A 15,679-nucleotide genomic window follows, 5' to 3' on the forward strand; every position below is an offset into this window, starting at 1 on the left:
CGATCAAATCGACGTCAATCCAAAAAAACAGTGGCTTGTTCAGCTTAGCCTTAAGCGTTCCTGCTAGACGCTGCCTTCCTTTTCAATCACGAGAATGCGCGCCGCGCCGCGCGGATGGGCGACATGCTCGCAGCCGATGCCGGCAAAGAAAATGTCTCCCGTCTGAAGCGCCACCTGCTTCTCGACGCCGTTCTCCCGGTAATGCATGTCGACGATGCCGTCGAGCACGGTGAACACTTCCTCACCGTCATTGACATGCCAGCGGTAGGGCGCATCGGTCCAGTGCAGCCGGACGCTGATGCCGTTCAAGCTGGCGATATCGGTTGCCGCCCAGGGCTTGTTGCCGGTGAAGTCACGGCTGCGGAAAGTCTTTTGCATGGTCAGGATTCCACGGATGTTGCCCGGGTATGCGCGGGGGTGTCGTAAGAGGGAAACAGGCACGAAAAAGAGAAGGCGAATTTGCTGTCGCCATGCTGCTGCAAATGATGCAGGCGCTCCTTGGCTTCGTCAATCGTCGGAATATGACCGGGATCGACCCACCACATGGCGAGATAGGCGTCGCCGAACCGCTCGAACCAGCTCTTGCGATGCCGCATCACTTCGGCGTGCGCGCTCCGGTAAACAAATTGCTTCAGGTGCTCCGGCGATTCCCACACGGACAGATTGACGAGGATGCGCTCATCGTCGTAGGGCTGGATCGTGGTTGCATTGCCTGCCTCGGTTTTCAGCCGCCATATGAACCCCGGGCTGCCTTCGGCCAGCGCATTGATGGCATCGAGGCGATCGACGAATCCCGCCATCAGCGGATCGTCGATCGGCGCCCGGGCGCGGGCGATATTTACTTGTGCGAGATGGCGCGGGCGGTCCATTGAATCTCCCATGTCGGATTACGCCCGGCGACTACGACTGGCTGCATTGTGCCGACGCGCATGCATGCGCAGGCGCCCGGTTGTCGTGGTTGCCGAGTCCGCCGGCCATGGCGCGAATCCGCTGAATGATACCGCCAGTCATCGACTTCGGCTGCTCGAGTTTCAGTTCCACGCAGCCGTGCGCCGCATCGGCCTCGACGACGACCAGGTGGCCGGGCGCGAGGTTCAGCCTGTCTCCGGCGAAAAGCCAATAATCATGCGATTGGCCTTCCACCGTTACCCAGGCGCGGCCACGCAGCAAGCGCAGGGTCTGGGCGGCCGGCACGATGCCGGAAACGGCATGGCCGGATGGCACAGTCAAGAATTCATTTGTGAACAGGGCTCTCATGATAGTAAACTCCTCAAAGGCCGGCAGGGTATCGCTGCGGTATCGCAAGGCTTATATCTCCTACCGATGAAGCCATTGTAGTAGCCTCATGCGCCTTGTCTAAACGATATATTTTCAATTTCCTTGATACTTTTTCTCACATATGACCGACTTGCGCCGATTGCCCAACCTTGCCGCCTTGCGGGCGTTTGAAGCAGCGGCGCGACATCAGAACTTCTCGCGTGCGGCGGATGAAATCCATGTCACCCATGGCGCGATCAGCCACCAGGTGCGGGCACTCGAAGAGGAATTGGGCGTGGCCTTGTTCGCGCGTCACGGCAAGCGCCTTGCCATCACCCCGGAGGGAGAGCAATTCGCCGCGACCTTGCGAAGAGCCCTGGGGGAGATCGCTGTCGCCGCCGATGCGCTCGCCGCGAGCAGCAAGCAGAAGCGCCTGACGATCACCGCGCTGCCGTCCTTCGCCGCCCGCTGGCTGGCGCCGCGCATCGGCCGCTTCATCGAACTCCATCCGGAACTCGAAGTGATACTGCAATCGAGTAATCATCTGGTCGATTTCACGCGTGAGGCGGTCGACGTGGGTATCCGTTTCGGCGGCGGCATCTATCCCGGACTGACCGTGGAGAAGGTGATGGGGGACTACTACTATCCGGTTGCAAGCCCCGGCTTCAACGGCGGCAAGCTTCCGACGACGCTGCAGGCGCTGGCTGGCAGCCCGTTGCTGCGCAGCGACCTCGAACCCTGGGTGCCCTGGTTTCGTGCGGCCGGCGTGGACTTTCGCGAGCCGACCGGCGGGCTGGTATTCGAGGATTCCTCCATGCTGGTGAGGGCAGCCGCCGAAGGGCACGGCATCGCGCTGGCGCGCCATGCGATCGCGCTGGCGGAGCTGGAGTCCGGTGAACTGGTGCGGCTGTTCGATATCGCGGTGCCCTGCCCGCAATCCTATTACCTCGTATGCAGGCCGGGTGCGCTGCAAAAGCCGCAAGTGCAGGCGTTTCGCGCCTGGCTGATCGATGAAGTGGCCAAGGTCAGGCAACCGCTTTGATCGGCTGTCGATAGCTGTGGGCGGGCCGTTTTTTCAACAGCCGAAAGGTGAACCGGGGATTGCGTCGCGCCGCCGGTCAGCGCCTGCTACAGGACCACTTTCACCATCGGATGAGACGAGAGTGCCCGGTAAAGGTTGTCCAGCTGCTCGCGGCTCGTCGCGCGAACCGTTGCGGTGAGCGAAAGATAAGTGCCTTTCGACGACGGCCGCATTTCCAGCTTGCCCGCGTCGAAGGTCGGATCGTATTGCAATATGACATCGACGATGGTCTGGGCGAACGCATCCTGGGTCGCGCCCATGATCTTGATCGGGAAGTCGCTTGGATACTCGATGAGGCTTTCTTCGGGAGCTGGCATGGCGGCAGGGGCGTTTCCGGCACGATGCCCGAAACGCCGGTCAAAAATGGGAAGCGGCTATTTTACGCCTCCGCCGGCTAGCCGGCTTTGGCTTGCTGGTACGCGGCATGCAAGGCCCGCAAAACCGGTCCCGGCACGCCGGCACCGACCGTCTTGCCGTCGATGCTGATCACCGGCAGCACTTCCTTCGATGCGGACGACAGCAGCACCTCGTCCGCGGCAAATACCTCTTCGCGCGTGATGCGGCGCGATTCGAACGGGATTCCGCCGGCGGCAACGCACAATTCCTCGATCAAGCCATAGCGGATGCCTTCCAGGATCAGGTTGTCCTTCGGCGGCGCAAGCAATTTGCCGTTCTTGACCACCCACACATTCGATGCCGACGCCTCGGTCAGGTAGCCGTCGCGGAACTGGATCGCTTCGACTGCATCGTGTTCGGCGGCATGCTGCGCGGCGAGGACGTTGCCCAGCAGCGAGGTCGACTTGATATGGCAATTCAGCCAGCGCTTGTCTTCCATCGACACGCAGGCGACGCCGTCCTTCAGCGCCTGCGCCGACGGCAGCGACAGCGGATTGGTCATGATGAAGATGGTCGGCGTGACATCCTTCGGAAAGGCATGGGCACGCTTGGCGACGCCGCGCGTCACTTGCATATAAATCAACTGGTCGTCGGCCGGATGGGCCGCGGCTACCTTGCCGGCCAGCGCAAGCCATCCTTCCTCGTCATGCGGATTGGGGATGCCGATGGCGGCAAGGCTGCGCGCCAGGCGTGCCATGTGCTGCTTTGCACGAAATAACTTTCTCGCATACATCGGAATGACCTCATACACGCCGTCGCCGAAAATAAAGCCGCGGTCGAGGACCGGGATCCTGGCTTCGGAGATCGGCGTAAGTTCGCCGTTGAGGTAGACGAGCGGGTCTTGCATGGTGATTCCTTGTGAATGACGAAACGCTCATTTTTGCACGAGGACCGGGCGGCGGCTATGCAAAATCGGTATCGATCCGGAGGCGCGCCTGCCGAATCGGGAGAGACGAACGCAGAGGGCTGGCGACGGGGCAAAGCAGACGACACAAAACAAAAACGGGACGGGCAGCAAGCTGAACCCGTCCCGGAAGGCGATTTACCGGATGATGGTTACTTCATCCAAAGGCGCACCGAGTCCCACGCGCGACCGATGATGCTCGCCTGATTCACCTGCTCCAGCGCGACCACCGGCAATTCCGTCAACGGCTTCCCGTCGACCATCATCTTCAGCACGCCGACCCTGGTATTGTCGGGAATCGGCGCCACCAACGGGTCCTTGCGTTCCAGCACCGGCTTCATCTTCTCGGCGACCCCTTTCGGCACCGTCACATAGATATCCTGCTTGAAGCCGATCTTGATCTTGTTCTGCGTACCTTTCCATACGTCCGGCGTGTCCACTGCCTGGTCCTTCGCATACAGCTTGACGGTATCGAAGTTTTGGAAGCCCCAGTTCAGGAGCTTCTGGCTCTCCGCCGTGCGGGTAGCATCGGACACGGTGCCGAGCACGACCGAAATCAGCCGGCGGTCGCCGCCGCCGTTCGGGCGCTTGGCGGACGTGATCAGGCAATAACCCGCAGCGGCGGTATGACCGGTCTTCATGCCGTCCACGCTCGGGTCGAGCCATAGCAGTCGGTTGCGGTTGGCCTGCTTGATCTTGTTGTAGGTGTAGTCCTTGGTCGAATAAATCTTGTAGTGCTCGGGATGATCGGCGATCAGGCGCGCCGCCAGGATCGACAGGTCCTGGGCGGTGGAATAGGTGTCCGGGCTCGGCAGGCCGTGCGGATTGCTGAAGCGTGTCGCCTTCAGGCCCATGCGCTCCGCTTCACGGTTCATCAGGGTGACGAATGCCTCCTCCGTGCCGGCAACTGCTTCCGCCAGCGCCACGGCGGCATCGTTTCCGGACTGCACGATCAGGCCGTACAGCAGGTCTTCCACTTTCACTGGCGTTGCAGGATCAATAAACATTTTCGAGCTGCTTGCATCGACTTTCCATGCACGCACTGACACATTCACCATCTGGTTCGCATCAAGCCGCTTTTCCTTGATCGCCGAAAAGGCGAGGTAGGCGGTCATGATCTTGGTCAGGGACGCCGGCTCGATGCGCATCGTGGGGTCCTGCGATGCCAGCACCTGGCCGCTGGTGGCATCCAGCAGCAACCATGATTTGGCGGCGATGTTCGGCGGCGGAAGGGATTGCGCGAACGCGGCGGATAGGGAGAGAACGGTGGCAGCCAGGGCTGCGAATAGTTTTTTCATGAGGCGCGTGAAGGAAGCTGTGAAACCTGCATCGGACCGGTGCAGCGTCGGTTAAAACAATTGAAGTCAAGAATTATAGTGCCAGCAATCCACACTGCAATGGCGGATGTGCAAGATGCGGACTTATACATTCCCGCAACATCGACTTTGTCCTCAGCGATGCCAGAGTTGCGCAACAAAATTCTTAATATGGTGCAACTTCCGATGAAAAAAATGGTCCGCGCCGGCCACCACGACGACCGACAGATCCTGCGGGCGCGCCCATTCGAAAACATCGGCGAGCGGAATTGTTTCGTCTAGCTCGCCGTGGATCAGGATGGTATTGGCAGGGACTTCCGGCATCGCCCACTTGCCGGCTGCGCTGCCCACCAGCACGAGGCGTTCCGCCGGTTCGCCCTGCGCGACCAGCCGGCGCTGCAATTGCGACTGCACGAAGGTGCCGAAGGAAAAGGCGGCGAGCGCCACCGGCAGCTGGGGATACTGTTGCTTCATGTGGGCCAGCAGCAGCGCCATGTCGTCGGTTTCACCATTGCCGGCATCATGCACGCCGGCCGATGCGCCGACGCCGCGGAAATTCATGCGTGCCGTTGCATAGCCGAGCGCGACGAAAGCGCGAGCCAGGGTCTGTGTCACCTTGTTGTCCATCGTGCCGCCGTACAAGGGATGCGGATGGGCGACCAGCGCGATGCCGCGCGGCGACGCGGTGTCCGGCAGGTCGAGTGCGCACTCCAGCGCGCCGGCGGTGCCGGTAAGAGTGAAACGTTGGGTCTGTGCATTCATGCTTGGCTTGACATCAAACGGGAATAGGGACGACTCGTCGGGCCGCCGTGCGGCCTTTGAATTGAAAGCGGGGCGAGGAAAGACGGCTCAGATTTTCAGGCGTTCGACCACCTGTCCGCCGACGAGATGCTGATCGATGATGTCGTCGATGTCGTGCTTGTCGACATAGGTGTACCAAGTCCCTTCGGGATAGATCACGACGACCGGGCCTTCCTCGCAGCGATCGAGGCAGCCCGACTTGTTGATGCGGACCTTGCCCTGTCCGCTCAGCTTCAGATCCTTGATGCGCTTCTTCGCATGCTCCTGGGCTTCCTTCGCCCCGCGGTCGTGACAGCAGGGGCGGCCTTCGTCGCGCTGGTTCATGCAGAAAAATACATGGTGTTTGTAATACGGCGTGTCGCTCATGATGTATCCGGCCAATGCGTAAATTAAACGGGAATCATACACCGCGTTGTCGCCGTTTCCGGCGGTGCATCGGATGCACCAGGAACCAGATCGCGAAAAACGGCCACACCAGGGAAAGGAACTGCGCGGCACCGTTGAAGTTTAAAAACTTTCCCTGCAGCCAGGCCTGCAGTGTGGCGACGAAATACGGATTGACCGGCACGAAATTGGCGACAAGCACGCTCACCGCGAGGCTGAACGCGGCAAGCCGCCGCTGCGCGTCCGGCGGTGCGAACGCCAGGCCGCCAACCAGCATGGCGCCAATCAGCAGACCGCCCTGCGCTCCGGGCGTCAGCCAGGCCATGCCGTTCTGTGGCGAAAAAAGCAGCGCGCTCGCCAGCCATTTGCTGGTCAGCGTGATGCCGGCAAGCAGCAATATCAAGGCGGTTTTCGGCGCGGGCTTGCGCAGCAGGCATAACATGGCCAGCATGGCGCCGGCAAAGCCGCAGGCGGTGATGATCGTTTCGGCGAGCCAGTACTCCTGCACCGTCAACTGGATGCCGCTCAATGCCATTTCTGAAAAGTTGATGGGCCTGGAAAGCCACTTCGACGTCCAATCCGACAGGATGGGCATGATTTGCCCGTGGCCGAACAGGTAACCCTGCGGATAGATTTGTGCCAATGGCCAGAGCGCCACCACGATCAGGCCGCGTCCGGCACCGGCATCATGGATGAACCAGTTCTTGCGCAACTCCAGCAGGCGGCTCTGTTCGAGGAATACGCGCGACAGCAGCATGCCGCCGATCGCCCCGAACAGGGCGCCGCCGGCATTGGGCAGCAGGTCGAGGTTGGAGGATACCCGGCTCGGCAGGAATGTCTGTCCGGCTTCCATGAGGCTCGACAGCAGCAGCCCGGCGACGAAAGCAATCGCAACCGCCCACAGACCCCGCACCGAGGGATAGAGCGCGAACACGATGAGCAATCCGAACGGCATATAGCCGAACACATTGGTCGAGACGTCGAAGACGGTCCAGTAATGTGGCAGGGGAGCCAGCAGGAAGTCCCAGGGCGCCAGTCCGATCATCTGCCAGCCGGAAAACGGGTACCAGCTTGCGTAAACCACCAGCAGCGTATAGACCAGCAGCGCGGCGCGCGCGAAAGACGACGCAGTCGGCGGAAGTGCCTGTTCCTGTTCGGTCATATGCCTCGTTACTGCGGTGCCGGCAGCGAGGCCAGCCAGGTGATCATCTGGGCAATGATTGCATCGCTGGCCATGGCCAGCGCCTTCGCGCCGCCTTCGGCATCGGCGCTCGGCGCCGGCGTGGACTGCTCAAATGTTTTTTGCGACACCAGCACGCGGCCGTTGAGGACCGAGGCACGCAATGCGATGTGCCCGGCGCTCTGGCCCGGCGCGGAAAAAACCTGGGAAAAGTCATCGGCCTCGATGCGCAATGTGCGTACGCCGGTGGCGCCGTCCGATGCGGAAAGGACCGTGCCGCCGGCGTTGGCGATCCGCGACTTCAGGCGCTCGGCGAACAGCCTGCCCGGCGGCGCGATCCATCGATTGGCGGCGTATGGCTGCGGCTGCTGTGCATTCGCATAACCGAGGCGGTAATACATCAACGGGGTGTCCAGCCACGCCGGCATATTGACTTCGGCGACACTGACCGGCGGCAGCTTGAGCGCCGTCCCTGATTGCGCGGCCGACGCGGTGGTGCGCAGTGGGCCGAGGTCATACAGCGTGCGCTGGTTATCGGGCTTGCTCGCGCAGCCGGATAGCAGAACGGTGGCGAAAACGGTCAGGATGGCGGCAAGACGGCGGATGTGTATTTTCATGGTGGAGGTCAATTGGTTTCCGGTACGGTGAAGCCTGTTTCACCCGGGCCGGGCGATGCTTCCTGCGGACCGAACAGAATGCTTTGCGGGCGCTCGCTCAGATTGTTCAGTGTCCGGTTGAGCATCCGCAGCGACGACCGTGCGTCATTCGCCAATGGCAGTGTTTCATGCTCGAACCTGTTTGCCACCGCGGTAATCTGGTCCGCGGTGTCATTGATTTTATCAATTGTCCCCTGCGGACTGGATATCTTTCCGGCAATGTCGTTCAGGCTTGCGCTCAGACGGCTTGCGTCCTTCGACAGCGTGTTCAATGTGCTCAGGGTTTGCTGCGCCTGTTTGGTGACGCCGGGCAGCGCCGCCAGGGTGGGCTGAAGCTGCCGCGGGATGCCGCCGATTTCGTTGGCGGCCTTGCTGATGTTGTCGAAAGCCGCAAGAATGGCTTGCTGATTGGCGGGTTCCAGCAGGTTGTTGATCCTCTTGGCGACCTCTTCCGTCTGCCGCAGGATGGCCATGCCGCGGTTCTCGAGCTGATCCAGCAGGCTTGGACGCATCTCGATACGGGCCATGTTGTCCTCGCTGCTTTTCAACATCACCGGCTGGCTGCCGTCATCGTCCAGCTGAACATAGGCAATGCCCGTCACGCCCTGGTAGCCCAGGGTGGCAAAGGTTGACCTGGTGATGGGCGTGTCCGGGCGCACGCTGATGCGCACCAGGATCTGGCCGACGACCTGCGGATCGAAGGAGATGTTCTCGACCCGGCCGACATCGAGCCCGCGGTAGCGGACCGCCGCCTGCGGGTTCAGTCCCGGAACGGAGAGCTTGGTGGCGATCTGGTAGGGCACCCATTCCACCTGGTCGCGATTGAACCACATGCCGATGAGGATGGCCGCTGCCAGCAATGCGATGGTGAAGATGCCCGCCATCAAGGCATGCGATTTATTTTCCATAAGTGATGTTGGTTATTCCTTAATGTAATCCTTGGAGCGTCTAACAATATGTCTCTGGCTGCGTTGCGTCTCCTTGTCGTACGTCAGTACTGCCTGCGTCGACGCGCCTTGCCGGAGAGCGCGAAGCTGGCGCTTCGCTCATTTTGCTAAACGCTCTTGTTATTCGAGCGCCTGCAGGGCGCGCCGTCCACGTTCCCCGAGGAAGAATTGCTGGATGAACGGGTGCTGCAGTTCAAGTACTTCACGCGGCGAACCAAGGGCGATGACCCGCTTCTCGGCCAGCACGGCGACCTGCGTCGACAAGGCAAACAGCGTGTCGAGGTCATGCGTGACCATGACCACGGTCAGCCGCATTTCCCGGTGCAGCGTGCTGATCAGCGAGACGAAACTCTCCGACAGGTCCGGGTCGAGCCCGGCGGTCGGCTCGTCCAGGAACAGCAGTTCCGGTTCCAGCGCCAGTGCGCGGGCGAGGGCGACCCGCTTGACCATGCCGCCCGACAGGTCCGACGGCATTTTCAAGGCGTCCTGCGGCGTGATCCCGACCATGTCGAGTTTCAACAGCACCGCCGCGCGGATCAGGTCTTCCGGCAGCGTCCGGAGTTCCCGCATCGGCAGCGCCACGTTTTCGAACACGGTCAGCGCGGAAAACAGCGCACCATGCTGGAACAGCATGCCCCAGCGGTGCCGCACGCGCTGCAGCGCGCTGCGATCGGCGCCGTTGATGTCTTCGCCGAACACCTTCACGCTGCCGCGCGACGGTCGCTGCAAACCGAGAACCTGCCGCAGCAGTGTGGTCTTGCCGGAGCCGGAGCCGCCGACCAGCGAAACGATGTCGCCCTGCCGGACGACCAGATCGAGGTCCTGGTGCACCACGACCTGGCCGAACTGCGTCCACAACTTCTGAATTTCAATGACCGGCGTGTTGTGCATCAATAAAACCCCACGCCCCGGAACACGATCGCGAAAACCGCGTCCGCAAGAATCACCACCGTGATCGCCACCACCACGGATTGTGTCGTTCCTTGCCCGAGGCTCTCGGTATTGGGCTTGATGCGCAAGCCGAAATGACAGGCCACCAGCGCAATCAGGCTGCCGAATACGACGCCCTTGCCTAGTCCGATCCAGTAGTTCGCCAGCGGGACCGCCTCCGGCAATTCACTCAGGAAATAAGTGGGCGAAAGGCCCAGCTCGATCTGTGCCGCGGTCATGCCGCCGAGCAATGCAACGGCATCGGTCCAGACGACCAGCAAGGGCATGGAAATGGCCAATGCCAGCACCCGCGGCATGATCAGCCTGAAGCCGTGCGACATGCCCATGACCAGCATGGCGTCCAGTTCCTCGGTCACCCGCATGACACCGAGTTGTGCCGTGATGGCCGAACCCGAGCGACCGGCCACCAGGATCGCCGCCAGCAGCGGACCGAGCTCGCGTACCACGCTCATGCCGAGAATATTGACCAGATAGATATCACCACCGAAGGTATGCAATTGCTGCGCTGAAAGATAGGACAGCACCACACCGATTAAAAATCCCACGATGGCCGTGATGCCCAGGGCCTGGTAACCGATATGGAAGATGTTGGAGGATATTTCCTTCCAGGGGCCGCGCAGCGGATGCCGCGCGAAACGGCCGAGATCGAGCACCAGCTGTCCGATCAGGCTGATGAACCCGATCACATGCCCATTCACCTGCCGCATCATGCGCGCCAGCGCCAGCACGGAGAACCACGGACCGCTTTTCGGCGCCGGCAATGCCAGCATGCCGGCCTGCTCGATACGATTGAAGAATTCCGCGTGCTGCGGCAGCACATCGAGCTGTTGCGGCCGTTGCTTGCGCCATGCATTCCACAACCACTGCGCGCCGATATGGTCCAGCGCGGTCAATCGTGTGAGATCCCAGCGAACCGGTTTGCCGGCAGGCAAGCTGTCCATGGCGCGCCGGATGGCGGTGGCGGACGATGGCCGCGCCAGTCCCTGAACCTGCCACGCGCCCTCCGCGGTAACGGTCAGCGTTGCTCCATTCTCTATCGTCAGTGTCGGCAGTTGTTGATTTGGCATATCGCGAGTGTAATGGATAGACCATCTTCCGCGCATTCTGTTTCATGCCAACAATCCTGCCGTTACAATGGTCGGCATGAAAAATCATGCCCATCGCATTGCCGGCTTTTGCCTCGGGCCGGCACAGCAAGTCCATATCCAGGTTGTCGAAGAAACAGGATCGACCAATGCCGACCTGCTCGCCCGCGTCGGTTCGCTGCAATCTCCCGTATTGCTCATCGCCGAGCGCCAGACCGCGGGCCGCGGACGTGCCGGACGGACATGGCTGTCCGCTCCCGGCGCATCGCTGACATTCTCCCTGGCATGGAAATTCGCGTTGCCCCTGCAATCGATGGTCGGGCTGCCACTGGCCGTCGGCGTCGCGCTGGCGGAAGCGTTGGCCGAACTGGGCGTCGGAGTACGGTTGAAATGGCCGAACGATGTGCTGCATGAAGGCGGCAAGCTGGCGGGCATCCTGATCGAAACCGCCGGCGTCGATGGCGATACGCAATCCTGCTGGGCCGTGATCGGCATCGGTATCAACCTGATGCTCGATCCGGAGATGGCCGCGCAGATTGGACGGCCGGTGGCGCATGTGCCCCAGCTCACTGAACGCGACCGGGACGAATTGATGGCTGCGCTGCTGAATGCGCTTGCGCAGGCGGCGGTGTTGTTCGAGCGGCAGGGGTTCGGCGCATTTGCCGAGCGATGGAACGGCCTGCATGCCTATGCCGGCCAGCCGGTGTTCATTCTCGATCAGGGCAAGGTGCTGCACGAAGGCGCCGCGATAGGCGTCGACGGCAGCGGCCGTTTCCTGCTTGATACCTCCGCCGGCCGCACGGCGGTCATGGCGGGCGATGTATCGCTGCGCGTACGGGAGGCGTGAATCATGCTGCTGCTGATTGATGCCGGCAATACACGTGTGAAATGGGCGTTGATGCCGACCGCACGCCTGTCGCAACCGGACAGCCTTGGCCGCTGGGACGACAGCGGGTCGGTCGAGCATGCGCAGGTAGGGCAGCTGGTCGATACCTGGCGCAATGCGCATGTGTCGCGCGTGATCCTGTCCAACGTGGCCGGCGCCGACATGCGCGCCGAACTCGAATGTGCATTGCTGAGCGTGCTGGGACTGAAACCGGTGCCGCTCGAGTGGTTCACCTCCGTGCCGCAGCTCGCCGGCTTGCGCAACGGCTACCGCAATCCCGCGCAGCTCGGCTGCGACCGCTTCGCGTCCGCCATCGCTGCCCGCGCACTCTATCCGGATGAGCCGCTGATCGTTGCCACCTGCGGCACCGCCACCACCGTCGATGCGGTGTCGGCGGAGGGCGTGTTCATCGGCGGAATGATTCTGCCCGGTCTCGGGCTGATGGCCAGTTCGCTGGCGAGGAACACCGCACAGCTGCCGGAGGTTGCCGCAAGCCTGCCGGTGTCCACGCCGTTCGCGGACCATACCGACGCCGCCATCGTCAGCGGCTGCATCGCGGCCCAGGCGGGCGCCATCGAGCGCGCCGTCGCGGCCCATGCGTCTTCCGGCGCGGCGGTGCGCTGCATTCTGTCGGGTGGCGCGGCCGACCTGATCACGCCGCACCTTTCGTTCTCCACAACCAGGGTGGACAATCTCGTGCTGATCGGTCTGCAGACCGTCGCAGCGTCCTCGTTGTCCGTCCTGCCAGTCACGACCGCTCCATCATGCTGAAATTCTTCTTCTGGATATTGTTGCTCGCCAATGCCGTGCTCCTGGCATACCAGCAGGGCTATCTCGATGAACTGGTCGCCAGCGGACGCGAGCCCGGGCGGTTGCAGAACCAGCTCAATGCCGACAAGATCCGCGTCGCGCCGGTCCCGCCACAAGCGAGCGCGCCACAAGCGAGCGCGCCGTCGGTCGAGACGGCGGCAATGACCGCCGCCGTGGACCAGCCCGCTCCGGCACCGTCGTCCCCGGCACAATCAACGCCGGCAGCAGAAGTCGTTGCCCAGAAAGCCGACACGCCGTCCTGCGTGGAAATCGGCAATTTCAATGCCGCGGATGCGCAGCGTTTCGAATCCCGACTTGCCGCGCTCTCGCTCGGCGACCGGGTATCGAGGCATGGCGTGCAGGAAGTATTGCGGCACATGGTCTACATCCCGCCACAGCCGGACAGGGAGGCGGCGGAAAGGAAAACGGCGGAATTGCGCCAACTCGGCGTCACTGACTTTTATGTCATCCAGGACAATTCCGATATGCGCTGGGCAATCTCGCTCGGTGTGTTCAAGATCGAGGATGTCGCTCGTGCCCACCTCGCGGACCTCAATCGCAAAGGCGTGCGTTCGGCGCGCATCGGCGAGCGCACGCTCACCACGAAAGCGGTTGCGTTCCGGTTCAAGGGATGGGATGCGGCGATGAAGGAAAGCGTGGACAAAATCAGAACGGATTTTCCGAACCTGGAGATGCGTGAATGCAAGGTGGCCTGATCGCCGGCCGCGTCGCGCAACAGCACTCAGGATCGGGGCGCCTGCCGTGCGGTTTCTTCAATCAGGCTTCGCAGGCATTGCGGACATAGGCACGTGCCTTCATCTTCGTTGTAGGCATCACGGGGAAGCGGCGGCAAACTCGTGCACCAGCATGCGGCATTGTCATTGGGCGCATCCGTCATGCCGCAGGTGAAGGTCGCCGCGCAGCGCGTGCAAATGCTCATTTTTTTTCGCCGTCGCCGTCAATGGTTTCAGGAATCGTCAGCTGCCGCATCGCGGACCGGAGCAGCTTCATCTGCCGGGTAAAATTGCTGCAGGCACTGCATACCCTCAGGTGTACCCATACGCGCGTACGCTCCGTCCATGTAAGCCGGCGGTCCATTCCTTCCGACGTCAAACGATGCACTTCCCTGCAGGTAGGTTTGATTCCCATGTCGCCGTTTTCCTCATGCCGCTGTCTTCATGTCGGCGTATTGCCGAACCATTTCAATTCCAGGCATTCGCGCAACTGCACCCGTGCCCGATACAACATCACCCAGGCATTAGACGTTGTAATCGCCAACTCCTTACAGATTTCTTCGGTCTCGAGTTCCAGCCACTCCCGCATCATGAAAATCCGCGCATTCTTGGGTGGCAATCTTTCCAGGCAGATTTCCAGGATGCTGAAGAACTCCTTCTGTTCCAGGGTCGCATCGGGGTCCCCCCATTGACGCGGCATATCAACGGTATGGCCATCCGGCTTGAACAGGGCATCGATCACTTCCGCATCGGAACGATCGTCGTCGCCTTCGATCCTCATCTCGCGTTTTGACGAGCGGAGTACGTCGATGATCTTGTGTTTCAGGATGCCGGTCAGGTAGGTCCGAAGCGTTGATTGGCCGGCGAAGCGTTCCGGCTTTTCGAGCACCGCAACAAGGGTGTCCTGCACCACATCCTCCGCCAGGGCATGGTTGCGAAGCTGAAGCAAGGCGAAGCGCAGAAGGGCTGGGCGCAGATTTTCGAGTTCGACGTGCAGGGCAGCGGTATTTGTCATTTGGGCAAAGGTTATTCGATCGCCGGGTGAAACACAATACGAAACCCCGGCGCTTTCGCTGTAAAATCGCGCTGATCTATTTTCAGGACCTGCCATGACCGACTCGCACGACCTCGGCGCCGACCTCTCGGGCGTCTCTCCGCAAATCAAGGCGGAAATACTCGCGGAAGCACTGCCCTACATCCGTAAATTCCATGGCAAAACCATCGTCGTCAAATACGGCGGCAATGCGATGACGGAAGAGCGGTTGAAGCACGGCTTCGCCCGCGATGTCATCTTGTTAAAACTCGTCGGCATGAACCCCGTCGTCGTCCACGGCGGCGGCCCCCAGATCGACAATGCGTTGAAGAAGATCGGCAAGCAGGGCACGTTCGTGCAGGGCATGCGCATCACCGATGAAGAGACAATGGAAGTGGTCGAGTGGGTGCTCGGCGGCGAAGTCCAGCAGGACATCGTCATGCTGATCAACCACTACGGCGGCCAGGCGGTTGGATTGACCGGCAAGGACGGCGGCCTCATCCGCGCGCGCAAGATGGCGATGCCGGACAAGGAAAATCCAGGCAAGTTCATCGACATCGGATTCGTCGGCGAGATCGATGCGATCAACCCGGCGGTGGTCAAAGCCTTGCAGGACGATGCCTTCATCCCGATCATTTCTCCGATCGGTTTCGGCGACGACGGCCAGGCGTACAACATCAACGCCGACCTCGTGGCGGGAAAGATCGCCGAGATCCTCAAGGCCGAGAAGCTCATCATGATGACCAACATTCCGGGCGTGATGGACAAGCAGGGCAATCTGCTGACCGATCTGTCGGCACGCGAGATCGACGAGATGTTCGCGGACGGTACGATTTCGGGCGGCATGCTGCCGAAGATTTCATCGGCGCTGGATGCGGCGAAGTCGGGGGTGAATACGGTGCATATCATTGATGGGCGGATTGAGCATTCGCTGCTGCTGGAGGTGCTGACGGAGCAGGCGTTTGGGACGATGATTCGGTCGCATTGAGGTTCGCTTCGTCATTTCCGTGAAGGGTTTTATAGAGGCTGCTGTTCGCCTGCGAAATGGAACTGGCTTGCAGGCCAGTGCGTGCTGTGCAGGGATAATCTCAAGCTACGGAGTGCCTCCCGTGATCCATCACCCTCGTCATTCCCGCGCAGGCGGGAATCCAGGGCGAAGGAGTGTCTCCGGTAATGCAACCTCTACGGCTCTTCGAAGAAACAAGCCGGGACTGGCCCCGGCGGGCCACCTACTTTTTTGCTTCGCCAAAAAAGTAGG

At 61.3% G+C, this 15,679-nt stretch carries 21 protein-coding genes; 5 read left to right on the forward strand and 16 right to left on the reverse strand.

The features are described from left to right. Positions 1 to 63: 63 nt before the first annotated feature. From V7080_RS14095 to V7080_RS14105, 3 genes are read right to left on the reverse strand one after another with little or no spacing between them, the layout of a single operon-like run. Positions 64 to 378 carry a cupin gene (locus V7080_RS14095; RefSeq protein ID WP_334189025.1) on the reverse strand — a complete coding sequence of 105 codons (315 nt, stop codon included), beginning with the start codon at positions 376 to 378 and terminating at the stop codon, positions 64 to 66. Positions 379 to 380: 2 nt separating this feature from the next. Beyond that, entirely contained in the window at positions 381 to 869 is a 489-nt protein-coding gene (locus V7080_RS14100; protein ID WP_334189026.1) for a DUF3291 domain-containing protein, read from the reverse strand. A gap of 31 nt (positions 870 to 900) precedes the next feature. Continuing rightward, positions 901 to 1,257 carry a DUF2917 domain-containing protein gene (locus tag V7080_RS14105; protein WP_334189027.1) on the reverse strand — a complete coding sequence of 119 codons (357 nt, stop codon included), beginning with the start codon at positions 1,255 to 1,257 and terminating at the stop codon, positions 901 to 903. A gap of 142 nt (positions 1,258 to 1,399) precedes the next feature. Here V7080_RS14105 and gcvA point away from each other — a divergent pair, with 142 nt between their 5' ends. Beyond that, the gene (gene gcvA, locus V7080_RS14110; RefSeq protein WP_334189028.1) at positions 1,400 to 2,299 is read left to right on the forward strand and encodes a transcriptional regulator GcvA; all 900 of its coding nucleotides are present in this window, start codon (positions 1,400 to 1,402) and stop codon (positions 2,297 to 2,299) included. An 86-nt stretch (positions 2,300 to 2,385) separates the two neighbouring features. Here the strand turns inward: gcvA and V7080_RS14115 are convergent, their stop codons facing one another. The 10 genes from V7080_RS14115 to V7080_RS14160 form a co-directional block, all read right to left on the reverse strand. After that, entirely contained in the window at positions 2,386 to 2,655 is a 270-nt protein-coding gene (locus V7080_RS14115) for an HP0495 family protein (RefSeq protein WP_334189029.1), read from the reverse strand. A 77-nt stretch (positions 2,656 to 2,732) separates the two neighbouring features. Beyond that, positions 2,733 to 3,581 carry a D-amino acid aminotransferase gene (locus V7080_RS14120; RefSeq protein WP_334189030.1) on the reverse strand — a complete coding sequence of 283 codons (849 nt, stop codon included), beginning with the start codon at positions 3,579 to 3,581 and terminating at the stop codon, positions 2,733 to 2,735. Positions 3,582 to 3,790: 209 nt separating this feature from the next. Next, entirely contained in the window at positions 3,791 to 4,936 is a 1,146-nt protein-coding gene (locus V7080_RS14125; RefSeq protein WP_334189031.1) for a D-alanyl-D-alanine carboxypeptidase family protein, read from the reverse strand. A 153-nt stretch (positions 4,937 to 5,089) separates the two neighbouring features. Then, the gene (locus V7080_RS14130) at positions 5,090 to 5,716 is read right to left on the reverse strand and encodes an alpha/beta hydrolase (RefSeq protein ID WP_334189032.1); all 627 of its coding nucleotides are present in this window, start codon (positions 5,714 to 5,716) and stop codon (positions 5,090 to 5,092) included. An 87-nt stretch (positions 5,717 to 5,803) separates the two neighbouring features. Continuing rightward, on the reverse strand, positions 5,804 to 6,121 hold the full coding sequence (locus V7080_RS14135; RefSeq protein ID WP_334189033.1) for a (2Fe-2S) ferredoxin domain-containing protein: 318 nt from the start codon (positions 6,119 to 6,121) through the stop codon (positions 5,804 to 5,806). A gap of 34 nt (positions 6,122 to 6,155) precedes the next feature. Beyond that, the gene (locus V7080_RS14140; protein ID WP_334189034.1) at positions 6,156 to 7,301 is read right to left on the reverse strand and encodes a VanZ family protein; all 1,146 of its coding nucleotides are present in this window, start codon (positions 7,299 to 7,301) and stop codon (positions 6,156 to 6,158) included. A gap of 8 nt (positions 7,302 to 7,309) precedes the next feature. After that, a complete protein-coding gene (locus V7080_RS14145; RefSeq protein WP_334189035.1) occupies positions 7,310 to 7,936 on the reverse strand; it encodes an ABC-type transport auxiliary lipoprotein family protein in 627 nt (208 codons plus the stop codon). Between the two features lie 8 nt (positions 7,937 to 7,944). Further along, the gene (locus V7080_RS14150; protein ID WP_334189036.1) at positions 7,945 to 8,883 is read right to left on the reverse strand and encodes an MlaD family protein; all 939 of its coding nucleotides are present in this window, start codon (positions 8,881 to 8,883) and stop codon (positions 7,945 to 7,947) included. Between the two features lie 159 nt (positions 8,884 to 9,042). Then, on the reverse strand, positions 9,043 to 9,813 hold the full coding sequence (locus tag V7080_RS14155; RefSeq protein WP_334189037.1) for an ABC transporter ATP-binding protein: 771 nt from the start codon (positions 9,811 to 9,813) through the stop codon (positions 9,043 to 9,045). After that, complete coding sequence (locus V7080_RS14160) at positions 9,813 to 10,940, reverse strand: MlaE family ABC transporter permease (RefSeq protein ID WP_334189038.1); 1,128 nt, start codon at positions 10,938 to 10,940, stop codon at positions 9,813 to 9,815. The genes V7080_RS14155 and V7080_RS14160 overlap by 1 nt, the downstream gene beginning before the upstream one ends. Before the next feature lie 76 nt (positions 10,941 to 11,016). On the opposite strand from V7080_RS14160, the gene V7080_RS14165 reads away from it, so the two are divergent. The 3 genes from V7080_RS14165 to V7080_RS14175 are packed head-to-tail and all read left to right on the forward strand — an operon-like array spanning position 11,017 to position 13,370. Beyond that, a complete protein-coding gene (locus V7080_RS14165; RefSeq protein ID WP_334189039.1) occupies positions 11,017 to 11,805 on the forward strand; it encodes a biotin--[acetyl-CoA-carboxylase] ligase in 789 nt (262 codons plus the stop codon). Positions 11,806 to 11,808: 3 nt separating this feature from the next. Then, entirely contained in the window at positions 11,809 to 12,615 is an 807-nt protein-coding gene (locus V7080_RS14170) for a type III pantothenate kinase (protein WP_334189040.1), read from the forward strand. Next, complete coding sequence (locus V7080_RS14175; protein ID WP_334189041.1) at positions 12,609 to 13,370, forward strand: SPOR domain-containing protein; 762 nt, start codon at positions 12,609 to 12,611, stop codon at positions 13,368 to 13,370. The genes V7080_RS14170 and V7080_RS14175 overlap by 7 nt, the downstream gene beginning before the upstream one ends. Before the next feature lie 26 nt (positions 13,371 to 13,396). Here V7080_RS14175 and V7080_RS14180 read toward each other — a convergent pair whose 3' ends face one another. The 3 genes from V7080_RS14180 to V7080_RS14190 are packed head-to-tail and all read right to left on the reverse strand — an operon-like array spanning position 13,397 to position 14,403. Then, on the reverse strand, positions 13,397 to 13,594 hold the full coding sequence (locus tag V7080_RS14180; RefSeq protein ID WP_334189042.1) for a cysteine-rich CWC family protein: 198 nt from the start codon (positions 13,592 to 13,594) through the stop codon (positions 13,397 to 13,399). Beyond that, positions 13,591 to 13,803 carry a zf-HC2 domain-containing protein gene (locus tag V7080_RS14185; protein ID WP_334189043.1) on the reverse strand — a complete coding sequence of 71 codons (213 nt, stop codon included), beginning with the start codon at positions 13,801 to 13,803 and terminating at the stop codon, positions 13,591 to 13,593. Before V7080_RS14185 ends, V7080_RS14180 begins: the two co-directional genes overlap by 4 nt. A gap of 27 nt (positions 13,804 to 13,830) precedes the next feature. Next, a complete protein-coding gene (locus V7080_RS14190; RefSeq protein WP_334189044.1) occupies positions 13,831 to 14,403 on the reverse strand; it encodes a sigma-70 family RNA polymerase sigma factor in 573 nt (190 codons plus the stop codon). Positions 14,404 to 14,497: 94 nt separating this feature from the next. Between V7080_RS14190 and argB the strand changes: the two genes are divergently transcribed. Further along, positions 14,498 to 15,409, forward strand: coding sequence for an acetylglutamate kinase (gene argB, locus V7080_RS14195; protein WP_334189045.1), 912 nt, complete (start codon positions 14,498 to 14,500; stop codon positions 15,407 to 15,409). Positions 15,410 to 15,679 lie beyond the last annotated feature (270 nt).

Origin of the sequence: Noviherbaspirillum sp., assembly GCF_036846085.1 — a bacterium.
In the GTDB taxonomy this organism is placed as follows: domain Bacteria; phylum Pseudomonadota; class Gammaproteobacteria; order Burkholderiales; family Burkholderiaceae_D; genus Noviherbaspirillum.